General features: G+C 41.9%; 15 protein-coding genes and 1 pseudogene. 10 read left to right on the top strand and 6 right to left on the bottom strand.

Annotated elements, in window-relative coordinates:
* Positions 1 to 97, top strand: a pseudogene (locus tag PN470_RS13970) (DUF3782 domain-containing protein); the annotation flags it as partial.
* Positions 98 to 279: 182 nt separating this feature from the next.
* Here PN470_RS13970 and PN470_RS13965 read toward each other — a convergent pair.
* From PN470_RS13965 to PN470_RS13955, 3 genes are read right to left on the bottom strand one after another with little or no spacing between them, the layout of a single operon-like run.
* Positions 280 to 465 carry a type II toxin-antitoxin system HicA family toxin gene (locus PN470_RS13965; RefSeq protein ID WP_002735013.1) on the bottom strand — a complete coding sequence of 62 codons (186 nt, stop codon included), beginning with the start codon at positions 463 to 465 and terminating at the stop codon, positions 280 to 282.
* Positions 462 to 686, bottom strand: a complete 225-nt coding sequence (locus PN470_RS13960) for a type II toxin-antitoxin system HicB family antitoxin (protein ID WP_002734968.1) — start codon at positions 684 to 686, stop codon at positions 462 to 464. Before PN470_RS13960 ends, PN470_RS13965 begins: the two co-directional genes overlap by 4 nt.
* 45 nt (positions 687 to 731) lie before the next feature.
* The gene (locus PN470_RS13955; protein ID WP_002762195.1) at positions 732 to 980 is read right to left on the bottom strand and encodes a DUF433 domain-containing protein; all 249 of its coding nucleotides are present in this window, start codon (positions 978 to 980) and stop codon (positions 732 to 734) included.
* A gap of 281 nt (positions 981 to 1,261) precedes the next feature.
* On the opposite strand from PN470_RS13955, the gene PN470_RS13950 reads away from it, so the two are divergent.
* Positions 1,262 to 1,450: a hypothetical protein gene (locus PN470_RS13950; RefSeq protein WP_069474714.1), complete on the top strand. Its 189-nt coding sequence runs from the start codon at positions 1,262 to 1,264 to the stop codon at positions 1,448 to 1,450.
* On the top strand, positions 1,447 to 1,737 hold the full coding sequence (locus tag PN470_RS13945) for a type II toxin-antitoxin system RelE/ParE family toxin (protein WP_271934919.1): 291 nt from the start codon (positions 1,447 to 1,449) through the stop codon (positions 1,735 to 1,737). The genes PN470_RS13950 and PN470_RS13945 overlap by 4 nt, the downstream gene beginning before the upstream one ends.
* 246 nt (positions 1,738 to 1,983) lie before the next feature.
* Here PN470_RS13945 and PN470_RS13940 read toward each other — a convergent pair whose 3' ends face one another.
* From PN470_RS13940 to PN470_RS13930, 3 genes are all read right to left on the bottom strand, one after another.
* Positions 1,984 to 4,875, bottom strand: coding sequence for a CHAT domain-containing protein (locus tag PN470_RS13940; RefSeq protein WP_272104705.1), 2,892 nt, complete (start codon positions 4,873 to 4,875; stop codon positions 1,984 to 1,986).
* On the bottom strand, positions 4,872 to 5,135 hold the full coding sequence (locus PN470_RS13935; protein WP_272104704.1) for a hypothetical protein: 264 nt from the start codon (positions 5,133 to 5,135) through the stop codon (positions 4,872 to 4,874). The genes PN470_RS13940 and PN470_RS13935 overlap by 4 nt, the downstream gene beginning before the upstream one ends.
* A gap of 283 nt (positions 5,136 to 5,418) precedes the next feature.
* A complete protein-coding gene (locus PN470_RS13930) occupies positions 5,419 to 5,649 on the bottom strand; it encodes a type II toxin-antitoxin system CcdA family antitoxin (protein ID WP_002732463.1) in 231 nt (76 codons plus the stop codon).
* Positions 5,650 to 5,723: 74 nt separating this feature from the next.
* Between PN470_RS13930 and PN470_RS13925 the strand changes: the two genes are divergently transcribed.
* The 7 genes from PN470_RS13925 to kdpA all read left to right on the top strand — a co-directional run bounded on the left by PN470_RS13925 (position 5,724) and on the right by kdpA (position 15,393).
* Positions 5,724 to 5,906 carry a hypothetical protein gene (locus PN470_RS13925; protein WP_271934927.1) on the top strand — a complete coding sequence of 61 codons (183 nt, stop codon included), beginning with the start codon at positions 5,724 to 5,726 and terminating at the stop codon, positions 5,904 to 5,906.
* 286 nt (positions 5,907 to 6,192) lie between these two features.
* A complete protein-coding gene (gene lepA, locus PN470_RS13920) occupies positions 6,193 to 8,004 on the top strand; it encodes a translation elongation factor 4 (protein ID WP_272104703.1) in 1,812 nt (603 codons plus the stop codon).
* Positions 8,005 to 8,059: 55 nt separating this feature from the next.
* A complete protein-coding gene (locus PN470_RS13915; RefSeq protein WP_272104702.1) occupies positions 8,060 to 9,238 on the top strand; it encodes an AAA family ATPase in 1,179 nt (392 codons plus the stop codon).
* Positions 9,239 to 9,241: 3 nt separating this feature from the next.
* Entirely contained in the window at positions 9,242 to 9,925 is a 684-nt protein-coding gene (locus PN470_RS13910) for a hypothetical protein (protein ID WP_272104701.1), read from the top strand.
* A gap of 244 nt (positions 9,926 to 10,169) precedes the next feature.
* Positions 10,170 to 11,984: an ABC transporter ATP-binding protein gene (locus tag PN470_RS13905; RefSeq protein WP_272104700.1), complete on the top strand. Its 1,815-nt coding sequence runs from the start codon at positions 10,170 to 10,172 to the stop codon at positions 11,982 to 11,984.
* A gap of 57 nt (positions 11,985 to 12,041) precedes the next feature.
* Positions 12,042 to 12,428 carry a DUF4164 family protein gene (locus PN470_RS13900; RefSeq protein WP_103113222.1) on the top strand — a complete coding sequence of 129 codons (387 nt, stop codon included), beginning with the start codon at positions 12,042 to 12,044 and terminating at the stop codon, positions 12,426 to 12,428.
* 1,219 nt (positions 12,429 to 13,647) lie between these two features.
* Positions 13,648 to 15,393 carry a potassium-transporting ATPase subunit KdpA gene (kdpA, locus tag PN470_RS13895; protein WP_272104699.1) on the top strand — a complete coding sequence of 582 codons (1,746 nt, stop codon included), beginning with the start codon at positions 13,648 to 13,650 and terminating at the stop codon, positions 15,391 to 15,393.
* Positions 15,394 to 15,467: the final 74 nt, after the last annotated feature.

Here is a 15,467-nt window from a genome sequence, read left to right as displayed (position 1 = left end):
CTATGGCTATCGGCGCGGTTTGTTTGTGATTAAGCAGTCGGGGGAAACGGTTAAAATTATCAATGATACTCAGTTTCAACCTTTGGGTTTTGCTTAAGGTGTTTAATCTCTTTTTTAAGAAGGCGTAATTTTGCGATCGCCTTTTTAATTAATAATGAATAGTTGATAATGTAAACTGTCAGGAGTCATTACGGCGGATTGTTAGTTTTATTTTATTATCCAAATTAGTAGCCGCAAACACGCACCCTACACTCTACAGCAGCTTAACAGGAGTCGCACTCATGGTTCTGGTATTTGTAAATCTCGACAAATTTTCCGCGTCAAGAATTCATTGATTTCACGATGGCGCGGAATGGCTGAAGATTTCTGATTGACACGATTTACATAAATCGTATGATTGCCGCCTTCTCTTAAGAATTCACAGCCATAAGCTTCTAAATGACGAATTAAGTTTATACGTTTCATGCAGCCCAGAAAGTAACAGACTCTCGAATCACTTCTTGTCCTTGCAGTTGCTCTTCAGCTAATATACGATTAGCTTCTAAAACTAGCTCAATTGCTTCTTCTAAATTACTTCTAGTTTCTTCTAGAGTCTCTCCTTGAGTATTAGCTCCTGGCAATTCTTCGACAAAACCAATATAGCCTTCGGGAACTTTCTGGAATATTTTTGTTAGTTTTAGTTGCATGATTTACCTCAGAATTTTAAATTATATCACCCACCATCATTAAAGTTAGCGGTGCGTTACGGCTGCTGAAGTGAAGCTAACGATATAATCGGATACAGCCCAAGCTGCATAATTAAGAGCCTGGCGAATATCTTCCTCCTCCAACTCTGGATAAGCCTCTAAGATTTCCTGAATAGATAACTGACTAGCCAACAGTTTCAAAACAAATCCTACAGTGATACGCATTCCTCGAATCGTTGGCTGTCCAAGACATATTTGTGGATTAACAGTAATACGGTCTAGCTCTCTAATCACCGTGGAACTCCTGAGATAAACTCCTCCTGTATTGTTACATACAGCAATGAATGTTGAGCAAGTTTCTGCGCTGCTGCGTGTGAATTAAGCGGCGACGAGAGTAAATATACAGCATTTATCCACCAACTAACACCAATCACGGGTTGAGGTTTCGTTGAGGACATCGAGAGGGAAAAGCCTTTTTGGATATTCTGAGCGTTAGCGGTGGTTTTAGAATACACCATTTCTAAGAGCCTATCTTGCTATAATGTAAACTGTCAGGAGTCATTTTGGAAACCATCATGGAAATAAAAAACATTAAACAAAAAGCCAGAAATTTAATCGATAAATTGCCGGATAATTCTACATGGGACGATCTGATGTATGAGATTTATGTGAGACAGGCAATTGAAGCAGGATTAGCCGATAGTGAGGCGGAAAAGGTTATTTCTGTGGCAGAAGTACGCACTAAGTTCAAGCTAGAGTCATGAAAGTTTTCTGGACAGAAACCGCCGTTAATCATTTATCAGCCATCTACAACTACATATCACAAAACTCCCCTCAATATGCTCAAAGACTGGTGGAAAGATTGACCAGACGCTCAGAACAGATCGCTAATTTTCCTTTTTCGGGTCGTCTTGTTCCGGAGTTTGAAACTGAGCAGATCCGAGAAGTTATCGAGGGTTCTTATCGCATAATTTATTATATCAAGCCTGACCAAATCGATGTTATTGCGGTACTTCATGCTGCCCGAAACATTGAAAATCCACAAGATTAACGATAATCCAAGACCATTGGGGGAGTAAATTAATGGCAGCAGTGAAGATTACCAAAAAGCGCAAGAAAGAACCACAAAGGCACAAAGAACACAAAGATTTTCTCACCCATAACTTTCTAGTAGGAAGCATACTACAAAAACATCGGGCGAGTGGCTGACCCCTCGGTGACAGGTATCCAAAACCCAGAACCCGCATGGCTTCGTGGAAAATTACCTGTTAATAATTGTTTATAAAATCTTGTAAGCCTATATGTTACACTGCTTTAAGTCTTGACGCGAGAGAAGAGATACCCCACAATGATCTACCATCCTCGCACCCACAATGAACGCCTCCTGCCACAAGAAATTCCACCCCTTATAATTTACTCGGGAGCACATAAGTATTGGGAAGTGATTTTCCTTATGTGTTGTAGCATGATATGCTACTTCTTCAAGCTCCAACCACCTAACTCCTTCTCTCCAACCAACGCGAATCGCCAAACTATTCCATACTTCTTCATTATAATCTTCCGTCCCCCCAAGGTCACGGTAAATTTTCGCTTGTCCCTTGATGCCAAATTTCCCTTCGCTGTATTGCACCCAGAGGCGGTCAATCTCATCGATTACCTCTAGGGATACTTCCCTAAAAAGTTCGTAGAAGCTATAATAATTTTCTATAACCATCCATTGGTACATAATGAAAGCGGTTTCATAGTCGGCTTTTTTCCAGTCCTGTTGCTGTAGGTACTCCTCTAACTTTTGATAGATTTGATCTTGATTTGCTTCGAGATATTCCCTCTGTTTTCTCAGTTCTTTTTCGTAGGCGCGATCAGCTTCTGGGTTATATTGTACCGAGATCATCTTATCGAATTGTTCCCTAAACCTTTCAGGATTTTCTTTATCCGCAAAGACGAGACGAAAAATCTCTGCCCATCTTTCCTCATTTTCGTTTTCTTTATTCCCCCAAAGTTCGGTTAAAACCTTGGCTGCCGTTTTCTCTAAATCAGAAAGCTTACTTGCATCTTTGGGAAGCTCGATATGGGGGTTAATATGTTTGATGTGGGAGGCGCGGTAGAGGGTTTCTCTGTCGTCATTGTGGATTACCTCGATCAAACCTTTATCTTGTGCTTGTTGTAATTTTTTCTGATAGTTGGGAACCGATTGACAAACCGCTTCTAAAGCAGCCAAAGGGACAGGAATTTCATAGATTAGGCAATTACTGACCACTTTTTCAAGAGCTTCATCCGTCAAGAGTTGAGGTTTTTCCTCTAACCGCCAGACTATCTTATCGCGCCAAGTAACATCAGATCCATTCTCAAATGACTGCAATTTAGCATCTATATCCCCTGAACTTAAAACCTCATTGTTGAGCCATTCCAACAGACGGGGGTTGCCATCAGCAAGATTTAAAGCTCTTTCTATATAGCTTTTATCAATCTTACCCGAACTAAAATGCTCTAACCGCCGCAATTTCTTTTCTAAATCGGACTCTTTGTATTTGAGAGAAGGCAAAGAGTTCAGATGATAAAATTCCTCTAATAGACGGGAATTGAAGGTATAGCGCGAGGTAATAATCAGGCGATGATAGTACTTGGTTTCCTGTATCGCCTCAACGAGAGCTTTTAATAGTTGAGCTACCTTTGCTTCAAGGATGTAGTCATCGCTGGATGAAGGGCATTCCAAGTTCCACTCGAAATCATCAAGAATAAGCAAAAAAGGCTGGTTTAACTGACCAAAAACATCCTTTAAGCGATAGTCTAGCTCCTCGTTAGAATCTCGAAGGATTTGACGTTGTGGACGGTCTAATTTTTTAGCTAGGGTATTAACCAAGCTATTTTGATCAATTTGTTGCCACCAGACAAGCTTAGTATAGTCTGGAAGGCGATCGCACAGACGAGCGGCGAGGGTACTTTTCCCGTTACCACCAAAACCTTGCAGGAAAACCCCAGCTTTATGAATTGCTTTAGGATTATCAAAGGGTTTTTTCAGCACTTGCAAGCAATCCTGAAGATCGCGGCGGCGACCGATAAAAGTTTCCCGTGTGGCTACCCGCAAATATTTCGTTTCTGGGTCCACAAATTGGTCAACAAAGGATACGGGAGGTAAAGGTTTTTTCTGTCCTCTCTTTACCAAAGCTTCTGGGATACTTCCCCTCACATAGAGGCGTAAACAATGCCAATCCCTCGCCTGATTTCCCAATAATTTCTGATAGGCAAAAGCTAACGACTCGCTTAAAGTAAAGCCTTGGGAAAGCTTTTCATAGAGGATGGCCGCCGTGTCAGCAGCTTCGTTATCCCTGACGGGTTGACCCCACCCCAAAACAGCTTTAGCTCCATTTTCTAATAACTTCTCGGCCATCGAAAGGATCTCATCACCATCGGAGTAGCCTGTCCGACACCCTGATAAAAACAAAAGCTTAGGTAAATTAAACTGTAATTCTCTGGCAATATCTTCGGCGCTGGTATCTTGCCTATCTCCGTATTCCGTCTCGGTAATAAAATAGGGTTTCCGCTCCTTGATGGTAGCGTGTCCGCTCAAGTGGATAACATCGAAATATCCTCTATCTTTACTGGCTATCAATTCGCCTAATTCTTGAATACAGCCGCTCTCTTCAACGGTTAAAGATAGGGGTTTTCCTCTAGTTGCTTTGAGGATCTTCCCTTCTTCTGCCTCAAAGTCTAGTATAGGCGTTACACCCTTAGCAGAACTTGCCATGAAAACTACATTTAAGGCTCGATCCTGCGGGTTGTTGTCCACAGTTAACAGCCTTTCATTACCGGTTTTCATCCACCGCAGGGGAACAATAGCGGGATACTTAGACACCAGAAAACCCTGACCATCGTGTAATAATTCCCAGGGTAGATGGACTAATCTTTTGCTGGTGCTGATAGCCAGAACTATTTTCTCTCCCCGGTGGCTATCTAATTCGTTCTGGAGGATGCGCTCTGTACCATCTAACCATCGGTATAAACCTTGTCCTGTTCTGGCGTGGTCTTCCGGTAAACGGGTATAGTAATCGGTGTCGGCCTTTTTACTTAGGTTGTCTATTTCACTCAAGGATCTTGTGTAGAAATCAATCTGGTTGGGGTTGTCCCAGAAAAATCGGAACTCAACCCTATTGCTACCCCTCTCCTGAAGGTCAATATGCAGTATCTTCATGATTTTTCTTGTTCCAAGAGTTTTTGTAGTTGCTCTAGGGTAGCATCTTTGAGCAGCAGGCGATCGCCGTTTTTGCTGACAATGAACACTCGTTCGATTTTCGGGGTTTCAGGAGAGTCAATTTTTCGCTTTAATTGGTAAAATTTCTCAGCGATGGTGATTGTTCCGCTAATAATGCCGATGATGGTGGCGATGGTAGCAAGGGTTCCCTCTCTCTCCACTTCGGAGATAACTTCGTAGCTGCCTTGCACCCCTTCCATCTCTAGGATATCCTGAGCAATTTTGATAGCATCGAGGCCTTCAATTTCTATCCGCGTCAGTTTTGTTCCTCCTGTCAGTACCCAAGCAAAATGATCCTAAATCCAGTTATTAAAAACTGATTATCTATTCCCCCTTTTGCCTGTCCTGATATGTAGCCTATACTCAACGAATTTAGTATGACCAGCTTAGTTGGGGAAAAAATCTCAATTACCATCAATGGTTGACCTAAGAAAATATTTCAGTCTCTCCGTCGGGAAATAACCTATTAGAGACTGAAAAATCTTAGTCATTCCATTCCCCTTTGGGTGGTACGGGGGGATTGCGTCGAAGATGACGGGTTAAGTCCTCATCCGGTTGTTTCTCTCCTCTTAGCCACTGTTTAATCGCTGTTTCGATAATGCGACTAGGATCGTTAGTCAGGTGTTTAATCTGGTCTAAAACTTCCGAGTCAAGGTGAATAGCGATTTCAACTTTCTCCGCCGTGCGCTGAGTCGGTGTAGCATTGTCGTTCATAAGCTCTATTAATGATTGCTATCTATCATTCTACCCGTCAGTCGAGGATTCTCATCCAAGAGTTTATCTAGGATCTGCTGAAAAAAGTTTTTCGTGGTGGCAGGGTGTGGGGTGTAGGGTGTAGGGTGTGGGGTTTTACCGATTTTGAAGTAGTCAGTTACCTAATTTTCAGGGAAAAAGTCCGGGAATTTTGCCCCCGATCACTGGCACTTTTTGAGGGAAAAAAGTCTAAAAGCCTTATCCAACAAGGTTTTTAGATTTATTCAGCCAGCCCTATCTATAGTAATGGGATTTGGACAAATCATAGAGCTTTTCCTTAGCCATTGCCCTTTGTCTGATTTTGTCCCCATACTCAAACTGACCATAGTTTCCTGTGGATGCCGAGAGGGGAAGCCAAGGCCAAAACCCTGACTATACTTGCAGTTTAGCTTTTTTTACCTTTTACTTTTCGCTTTTGCTCCAGCCTTAGAGACTTTACCTCTACAATGAATTAAGGAATCTAAAATTTTATAAACCCCTGACTTTTGCCAACAGTGAACCACGATGACTGACGTTCCCGTTTCTCGCATTCGCAATTTTTCCATCATCGCTCATATCGATCATGGTAAATCAACTCTCGCCGATCGCCTCCTGCAAATTACAGGAACCGTAGCCCAACGGGAGATGAAAGAACAATTTCTCGATAATATGGACTTGGAACGGGAACGAGGTATCACCATCAAGTTACAAGCGGCACGCATGGATTATACCGCTAAGGATGGTCAAAAATACGTTCTTAATCTGATTGACACCCCCGGCCATGTGGATTTTTCCTACGAGGTTTCTCGGTCTCTAGCGGCGTGCGAGGGAGCTTTATTAGTTGTGGATGCGTCCCAAGGAGTAGAGGCGCAAACTTTAGCCAATGTTTACCTAGCGCTGGAAAATAACCTCGAAATTATCCCAGTTTTAAATAAAATCGACCTACCCAGTGCCGAACCGGAACGGGTCGCAGCGGAAATCGAGGAAGTGGTGGGTTTAGACTGTAGTGAGGCGATTCGGGCCTCGGCTAAGGCTGGGATCGGTATTAATGATATTCTAGAGTCGATCGTCCAATTGGTTCCCCCTCCCCAAGATACCCTCGAAGAACCCTTCCGAGCTTTAATTTTTGATAGTTATTACGACGCTTATCGAGGGGTAGTTGTCTATTTCCGCGTTATGGATGGTCGGGTGAAAAAGGGCGATAAAATTCGTTTTATGGCTTCTGGTAAAGAATTTGTTATTGATGAATTGGGAATTTTATCACCGCAACAGGTACAGGTAAATGAACTGCACGCGGGAGAAGTGGGTTATCTGGCAGCCGCGATTAAAACTGTTGCTGATGCCCGGGTGGGTGATACGATTACTCTAACCGCTAAACCGGCAAAAGAGCCTTTACCCGGTTATACAGAAGCAAAACCGATGGTTTTCTGCGGATTATTTCCCACGGATGCCGATCAGTATGCCGATCTCAAAGATGCGCTGGAAAAGTTAAAATTAAACGATGCAGCTCTATCCTACGAACCGGAAACTTCTAGCGCCATGGGTTTTGGTTTCCGTTGCGGTTTCTTGGGACTGCTACACATGGAAATCGTCCAGGAAAGACTAGAAAGGGAGTATAACTTAGATTTAATTACCACTGCTCCCTCGGTAGTTTATCAGGTAACTACTACCGATGGGGAAATTGTCGAAGTGGATAATCCCAGTTTGTTACCTTCCCCACAAAAACGGGAAAAAATTGAGGAACCTTATATCCAAGTGGAAATGATTACTCCGGAAACCTATGTAGGCGCTTTGATGGAATTATGTCAAAGTCGTCGGGGAGTTTTCAAGGATATGCGTTATTTTACTAAAACTCGCACCGCTTTGATTTATGAGTTACCTTTAGCGGAAGTGGTGACGGACTTTTTTGATCAATTAAAGTCTCGATCGCGCGGTTATGCTAGTATGGAATATCAATTAATTGGCTATCGGGAAAATGAGCTAGTTAAATTAGATATTATGGTCAATGGTGATCCCGTTGATGCTTTAGCGATGATCGTTCACCGGGATAAAGCTTATTATGTTGGTCGTGCGTTAACCGAAAAGTTAAAAGAATTGATTCCCCGGCACCAATTTAAGGTTCCCATTCAAGCAGCTATTGGTTCTAAAATTATCGCTAGTGAACATATTCCCGCTTTAAGAAAGGATGTCTTAGCTAAGTGTTATGGTGGTGATATTAGCCGCAAGAAAAAGCTGTTAGACAAGCAAGCAAAAGGGAAGAAACGGATGAAAGCGATCGGCACTGTTGATGTCCCGCAAGAGGCATTTATGGCAGTCCTAAAACTCGATCCTCAGTAAAATCTTGGGGTGAGAATTAACTCACCCTTTTTAGTTTTAGCAGTGGGGAATTATTATGAAACTTTTGAGATTATCCTATCAAGATTTATCCTCTGGATTAAGTATAGATTCTTGCAAATTTTTTCCAGATTTGAATTTATTAGTTGGTATCTCAGGTGCAGGAAAAACCTCGATTTTAAAGGCTATTAGTAATTTAAAAAGAATCGCTAACGGTGCATCCATAAATGGGGTGAAATGGGATGTGGAACTTTTAACCAATGATAATGTTCGTTATCATTGGTTGGGTGAATTTGAGGTAAAAAAAGCGCGTTCTCTCATCAAGATTGAAGAAGATGAAGTCAATGGTAATGACGGCGAAAATAGGGTTAGTATAATTAGTGAAACTCTTTTAAAAGATCAAGAGGTTTTGATCGCAAGAAATCAAGAGTTAATTGAGTTTAAACATTCAAAGACACCAAAACTACCATCTTATTTAAGCTGTATAGAGCTTTTCAATCAAGAAGAAGATGTTTTCCCTGTTCGACAGGAATTTAACAAAATGATTTTCAATCCACTTAAGTTTAATATCTCATATTCAGCAGTTGATAAAATCTTGGAAAACGACGAATATGCCGAATATAACTCTCTCTCTGAATTACAATCGAGTCAACTTCCTATTTCCGACAAACTGCTGATCACTTATAAAAAATATCCTGATACGTTCGAGATAATAAAGAGAAAGTTTTTAGATATTTTCCCTCAAGTTGAAGATTTAAAAATAGAATCTTTAGAGCCATCCGAACTAGGTGATTTGCTTGTTTCATTAACTAGAATTGGTTTACTTGAAGAGCCACCTCGCATACAAATAAAAGAAAAAAACTCTCATTTCTGGATTGTAGAAACAAATATCTCCTCTGGAATGATAAAAAGCCTGATGTTCTTAGCAACGATCAAATTATCTCCTGATGGCAGCGTTATATTAATCGATGAATTTGAAAATAGTTTGGGGGTTAACTGTTTGGACACTTTAACAGAAGATTTATTAGTTAATTATCGAGATTTACAGTTTATTATTACCAGTCATCATCCCTATATAATTAATAATATCAGTCCTGCCTATTGGAAAATAGTCACTCGTAAAGGAGGAGTAATTCAGGTACACAATGCAGCTGATTTTCATATTTCTAAAACTCGACAAAAAGCCTTTATTGATCTTATCAATGTCCTAGAAGAATTTCCTCAAGGAATTAGTTAATCGATGAATATTTATTTTTTAGTTGAAGGAAGAAGTACCGAAAAAAAGCTTTATACTGCCTGGTTAACTTATCTTATTCCCGAATTTAAGCGAGTTGATTTTTACGATCAAGTCAATCACAACAATTACTTTCTGATTAGTGGTAATGGCTACCCCTCGATACTTGATGAGGGAATTCCTAACGCCATCGATAAAATTCAAGAAGTATCCAAATATAACTATCTAGTCATCTGTCTCGATGCTGATGAGGATACTGTCGAAGAAAGAGAACAATATGTTAATGACTTTATCACCAAACATATTACTATCCCCGCACAACTTGAAATCGTGATAATCATTCAAAATCGATGTATTGAAACATGGCTACTAGGCAATCGTACAATATTTAATCCTAAACAACCTTTACAGAGACTTTTAGCTGATTATGTTCAACACTATGATGTTTACGAAAATGATCCCGAACTAATGGGTAGATTTAATTGCAGAAATCATGCCGATTTTCATTTTGTTTATCTAAAGTCGATTTTTGAAGCTAAAGGTTTGTCTTATTCTAAAAAATTCCCTGGGGAAGCTCAAGAACAATACTATCTTAATCAATTAAAAAAGCGTATCGATAAAACCGAACACTTAAAAACCTTTCAGAAATTTATTAATTTTTGTGATAATATTCGTCAAAATTTTAGATAAATTGATCTCTGGTGCTTCTGCCAAGGATGAAATATAAGCTGATCTAGCATCGTCTCCTGACTAATAGCTGATCGAGAATACAAGACTATAACAAGGCTTTTGTCCTAGAAATTTCTAGTTCGGCAGATTTTTGTAGTATTGTAGTATAATGGTAACTCCAGAAAAACAATCCTAAAAGTGCCGTCAGTCTCTTCAGTTATCAGTTACCAGATAGAAGTTAAAAATTGGCAATTTACTTGATGTTATGGCTTCCTTACGCGATATTCTCAGTTACTATCGCAATTATCAAAAAGCCGCCTTTTTGAGCATTGCTGCCTCCAGTGTCTTTGAAATTATCGATCTGATAGTTCCCTACGCTGTCGGACAGATTCTTAATGTTCTTTCCGATCAACCTTTAGATGGATTCGTGCAATCTTTAGTTAATCGCACCATGATTTTAACTCCCTTTGCCTCAGAAAAGTGGGTTAGTTTGGCGGTATTATTAGGCTTAATTTTCGTAACTACAGTAATTAAAGCACCAATTCAGCCTTGGCTGGGTGCATGGTTTCACTGGGAAATATCCTTAAGAGCGCGACGAGATCATCTCAAAAAAATTATTGCCAAAATTCTCACCTTACCTCTATCTTTTTACGATGAAAATAATCCAGGACGCATCGCTAACCGGATCGCCAAAGGGATAGAAAATCATACTTGGACTTATCCCGAAGTGGCGGGAATGATGATCCCAAAATTGTTTAGAGTTTTGGGTATCTTTATTGTTATTTGGGTAATTCAATGGCAGATCGCCCTCGCTTTTGTTATTTCTTTTGTATTAATTCTAGCTTTTATTGTGAGAGATTTAAAAGATTTAATGCAAAAAGAAAGAATTCTTGATCGGCATATCGAAAATACCCAAAGTCGCAATTCTGAGATTATTACTAATATCAAAACTGTCAAAGCTTTTGCCACAGAAGGACAGGAATTATATCGTCAGAAACAGCGTTTAGAGAGAGAATTTACCTACGTTATCTATCGCATTCATAAGGGTTATGTGGACTTAATAACTTGGGAAAAAACCCTCGTCCAGGCTAGTTTATTTGGAGTATTTTTCTTTACTCTCCTAGCCACCGTTCAACAGAAAATCTCGATCGGGCATTTTATCACCACCTATACCCTAGCTAGTATGGCCTATGGGGAATTAGATCCCCTATCCCAAATGGCAGAAACTTTCGCTCGTCGCTATGCTTCTATGGTCCGTTTACAGGAATTTATCAACTTACCCAGTGGCACTGATGCTGGTAGTCTTTTAGCCGATCATGCCCAACATAATCCCTATCATTTTACGGGGAAAGTAGAATTAAGTAATCTTAGCTTTGGCTATAGTCCAGAAAGAACCATTCTCAAGGATATTAATCTGCTGATTGAACCCTATCAAACCGTGGCATTAGTCGGAAAATCAGGTTCAGGCAAATCCACTTTAGTTAAGTTACTTTTCCGCTATTTTGAACCGAATCAAGGGCAAATTCTGATGGATGGCGAGGATATTCGTCGCTTAGATGTGACTTGGTATCGGCGCCGGTTAGCGATTGTCCATCAAGAAGTAGATGTGTTTAATGGTACGGTGTTAGAAAATCTCACCTACGGTAATCCTAATATTAGCTTCGAGAAGGTAGCAGAAGCCTGTAAAATTGCCCGTGTCGATGAATTTATTCAGGAATTACCTAATGGTTATTCCACTATTGTAGGGGAAAGGGGCGTGCGTCTTTCGGGGGGACAAAGACAGCGTTTAGGAATTGCTAGAGCTTTAATTGTCGATCCAGATGTGTTAGTTTTTGATGAGGCCACTTCTAGCTTAGATTATGAGTCAGAAAGAGCCATTCAACTAGCCATGAAATCCATTTTAGGCACTCGCACCACAATTATTATCGCCCACCGTCTCAGTACCGTTCGAGAAGCGGATCAAATTGTCGTCTTGGATAATGGTCGTATTGTCGAGATCGGTAGCCATGATCAATTATTAAATCAGCAGGGAATCTATCAACGTCTCCACTCTTTGCAAGAAAGCGGTGAACTGGTTTAGTCTTAAAATAGTCTCCGATAGCGGACCGAGAAAATATATCTAATGGGAGTTGATACTATGTCTAACGAAACCGTTACCTATTCCCTAGAAGCTGTTTTGACAAGGATTGAGGGGAAAATTGACAATCTCCAAAAAGATGTTAACCAAAAATTTGACAGTTTCCAAAAAGATGTTGACCAAAAATTTGAAAGTCTCCAAAAAGATTTTAACCAAAAATTTGAAAGTCTCCAAAAAGATTTTAACCAAAAATTTGACAAACTCGACGAACGATTAAATAAGCTAGAGGTGGGACAGGCAAAGTTAACTGAAAAGGTTGAGGGCATCGATAATCGCCTAAAATCAGTGGAAGGAACCCAAAAAAATCAGGTTTGGACATTAATTATTCTTTTGGCAAGTGCGATCGCTACTGCTGGTTGGAAAGTATTTTTTTCAGGTAATCCCTAGAATTAAACAGTGGCTATTAGTCACAGTTTCAAGTTTTGTCGGGTAGTGATTCGGTAGTAGTGGCGTAGCTCTCTTGCTTATCTAGCCTGAGTTGTGTAGAATATTTACTAATAAAAATAATTGCTTGATAAATGTTAAAGATTTGCTTTTTATGATTGCTATTTTTATCAATCTCTTCTCTTGTATAATTAAACTTTGGTTAAATTATGATGGAGATTCAGAACATTTTCTTCTGACAAAAAATTAACAAACTTCAACATCTTGTTGTCCTAAATTTGGTTCTTATTTATGAAAATATAGCTGTCATACGTCATATTGGCGTAAATTTATTGTCCCAAGAAAAGACTGCCAGGGTAGGCATTGAGAACAAGCGACTTACTGCTGGTTGGAATAATCACTATCTGGAAACTGTTCTTGGTTGTCTTAATATTTCTACGAACTAAATGTTATTAAACTTTGGACAAAAGAAAACCTAATTGGCGTAAAAGTTACACCAATTAAAATCCTGCTTTTTTTGTTACTATCAGTTGCTGTTGGAAAAATCAGTTCGTTGGCTTATAGTTTATAATACCAGCTTTGTTTTTTGATTTTGCTTTGTTTGATAACGAATCAGATGACAATGGTGCGGAATCAATATTGGTTATGGCAAAACGCTCCTAAGAACCGCTATTTTTCAGCTTTTTTACGCGCTGAGAAAGAGGAGATATTGTCTCCAATTAGATTTGCGTAAAAGGGCTCTTCTAGAGTAGCTATGATATTTTAGCAGAAAATAGTCCACACAAGCTTTGCCAAGTAAGGCTCACCAGAATTAAAAAAAGCAATTTTAATAAAAAAGCTTTTTGCTTTGTTCGATCCTAGTCTATTTAAGGGTTTAGGCTCATTGAAACTACTAATTTGCCATAACCAGTCTAGGAGAACCCGTAAATTTTACCCAAATCTTTTTTTCTTTGTCCAAAGTCCAAAAATGTTAAGAATTGTGTGCGACTGCCCTGAAATCGCTATAATCATCCCAGCAGAGGCGATAGTAATCCCTCGATCATCCACTGGTTAACGATCGCTAATAATTAGACAAACTTGGTTTTCTCAAGCGGTTTCGAGACAGCGAACCCCTGAGTTTCCCGGTCGACCATGGACGGTGAGCTTGTCGAATCCGTCGATTGAGCCGCCACATTTCCACAAGCTCAATGACCACTAGCCTTTTTTCGGAGTCGATCGAACCATGTTGCAAGGATGGATTCAAATCGCGCTCACGATCCTGATAATCGTGGCAATCAGCCCCTTTTTCGGGCGCTATATGGCGAGGGTTTTCATGGAACGGAGAACCCTACTCGACCCACTGTGCGATCGAGTCGAGAGTCTTCTTTACAGCTTCGTCGGGGTGAAAGGGAAAGAGAATATGACCGGCTGGCAGTACCTCCGCGCCGTTCTCTACAGTAACGCGGTGATGGCAATTCTGGTTTTTTCCCTGATTGCGGGCCAAGAAGTCCTTCCCCTCAACCCGACGGCGATCCCCGCTCCCACTTGGGACACCACGCTACATACGACGATTTCCTTTATCACCAACACCAACCAACAGCATTATTCCGGAGAAACCACCCTCAGCTACGCGAGTCAGATCTGGGGACTCGGCTACCAGATGTTCACCTCGGCCGGAACCGGTCTAGCGGTGGGGATCGCCTTTATTCGGGGACTGACGGGGCGACCGTTGGGCAATTTCTACGTGGATCTGATCCGAGCGATCACCCGTATCCTCTTACCGATCTCGATCGTGGGGGCAATGGCCCTGATCATCGCCGGAGTTCCGGAAACCCTCGCTGGCCCGGCAATCTTGCCGACGCTAGAAAACCCCAACCTCAGTCAGGCGATCGCCCGCGGTCCAGTGGCCCACTTCGAGATTATTAAGGAATTGGGAGAAAACGGCGGCGGCTTTTTTGCCAGCAACTCGGCCCACCCCTTTGAAAACCCGAACGGATTCGTCAATCTGGTGCAATTAGTGGCGATTTTATCGATTCCGTCCTCGTTAATCTACACCTACGGTGTTTTCGCCGATAATCTCAAGCAAGCTCGGTTAATCTATCTAATTCCCCTCGGTATCTTCATCGGCTTTACGATCATCACAGCGATCGGGGAATATAACGGCAACCAGGCGATTAACTCGCTGCTAGGGGTCGATCGAGCGGTTAACTTTGAGGGCAAAGAAGTACGCTTCGGTTGGGCGCAATCGGCCTTGTACGCGGTAACTACCACGGCCACCATGTGCGGTGCGGTGATCGCCATGCACGATTCCTTGATGCCGAACGGCGGCTTCGCCACCCTCTCGAATCTGTTCCTGCAAATCGTTTTCGGAGGCCAGGGAACTGGCACCGCCTACCTGTTTGCCTATCTGATCCTTGCGGTATTCGTCACCGGGCTAATGGTGGGAAGAACCCCGGAATTCCTCGGGCGCAAAATTGAGAAACGGGAAGTGGTGTTAGCGAGTTTTTTAATTCTGCTGGTTCACCCGATCGCCATCCTTATCCCCGGAGCGATCGCCCTTGCTATCCCTGATTTTCAAGGCATCAGTAACCCCGGCTTTCACGGATTATCTCAAGTTATCTACGAGTACGCTTCCGCCGCCGCCAATAACGGATCGGGCTTCGAGGGACTAGGAGATTCCCAGCCCGCACCACTTGCGATCGCGGCTGGGGCGAAACCGACGATGACCGCTCTCTGGTGGAATCTGAGCGCCTGCTTCAGTTTACTCGCCGGACGGTATATTCCGATCGCCGCCCTGCTCTTGTTAGCCGATGGGATGTCCCGCAAACAACCAGTTGCCGCCACCACCGGAACCCTCCACACCGATACCGGACTCTTTACCGGCGTGACGGCGGGGGTGATTTTAATTCTCGGTGCGCTCACTTTCTTGCCGATATTGGCCTTGGGTCCGATCGCGGAAGCCTTTCAAATCACCCGGATGATCGGCTAGGAGTTTAGACAGGGTTTGCGGCAAAAAGTTTTTCCGGGGGGTAGGGTGTGGGGTGTGGGGTGTGGGGTGTGGGG

Source organism: Microcystis sp. CS-574, from assembly GCF_028329095.1.
Lineage (GTDB): Bacteria > Cyanobacteriota > Cyanobacteriia > Cyanobacteriales > Microcystaceae > Microcystis > Microcystis ichthyoblabe_A.
Note: the sequence above shows the minus strand (reverse complement) of the source record. Positions and strands in the feature narration are given on the sequence as shown.

Bases quoted from the DNA above. Each gene is read 5' to 3' on its own strand.
- PN470_RS13965 (WP_002735013.1), bottom strand. From the start codon at position 465: ATGAAACGTATAAACTTAATTCGTCATTTAGAAGCTTATGGCTGTGAA.
- PN470_RS13940 (WP_272104705.1), bottom strand. From the start codon at position 4,875: ATGAAGATACTGCATATTGACCTTCAGGAGAGGGGTAGCAATAGGGTT.
- kdpA (WP_272104699.1), top strand. From the start codon at position 13,648: ATGTTGCAAGGATGGATTCAAATCGCGCTCACGATCCTGATAATCGTG.
- PN470_RS13915 (WP_272104702.1), top strand. From the start codon at position 8,060: ATGAAACTTTTGAGATTATCCTATCAAGATTTATCCTCTGGATTAAGT.
- PN470_RS13905 (WP_272104700.1), top strand. From the start codon at position 10,170: ATGGCTTCCTTACGCGATATTCTCAGTTACTATCGCAATTATCAAAAA.
- PN470_RS13945 (WP_271934919.1), top strand. From the start codon at position 1,447: ATGAAAGTTTTCTGGACAGAAACCGCCGTTAATCATTTATCAGCCATC.
- PN470_RS13935 (WP_272104704.1), bottom strand. From the start codon at position 5,135: ATGGAAGGGGTGCAAGGCAGCTACGAAGTTATCTCCGAAGTGGAGAGA.
- PN470_RS13910 (WP_272104701.1), top strand. From the start codon at position 9,242: ATGAATATTTATTTTTTAGTTGAAGGAAGAAGTACCGAAAAAAAGCTT.
- PN470_RS13950 (WP_069474714.1), top strand. From the start codon at position 1,262: ATGGAAATAAAAAACATTAAACAAAAAGCCAGAAATTTAATCGATAAA.
- PN470_RS13900 (WP_103113222.1), top strand. From the start codon at position 12,042: ATGTCTAACGAAACCGTTACCTATTCCCTAGAAGCTGTTTTGACAAGG.
- PN470_RS13930 (WP_002732463.1), bottom strand. From the start codon at position 5,649: ATGAACGACAATGCTACACCGACTCAGCGCACGGCGGAGAAAGTTGAA.
- lepA (WP_272104703.1), top strand. From the start codon at position 6,193: ATGACTGACGTTCCCGTTTCTCGCATTCGCAATTTTTCCATCATCGCT.
- PN470_RS13960 (WP_002734968.1), bottom strand. From the start codon at position 686: ATGCAACTAAAACTAACAAAAATATTCCAGAAAGTTCCCGAAGGCTAT.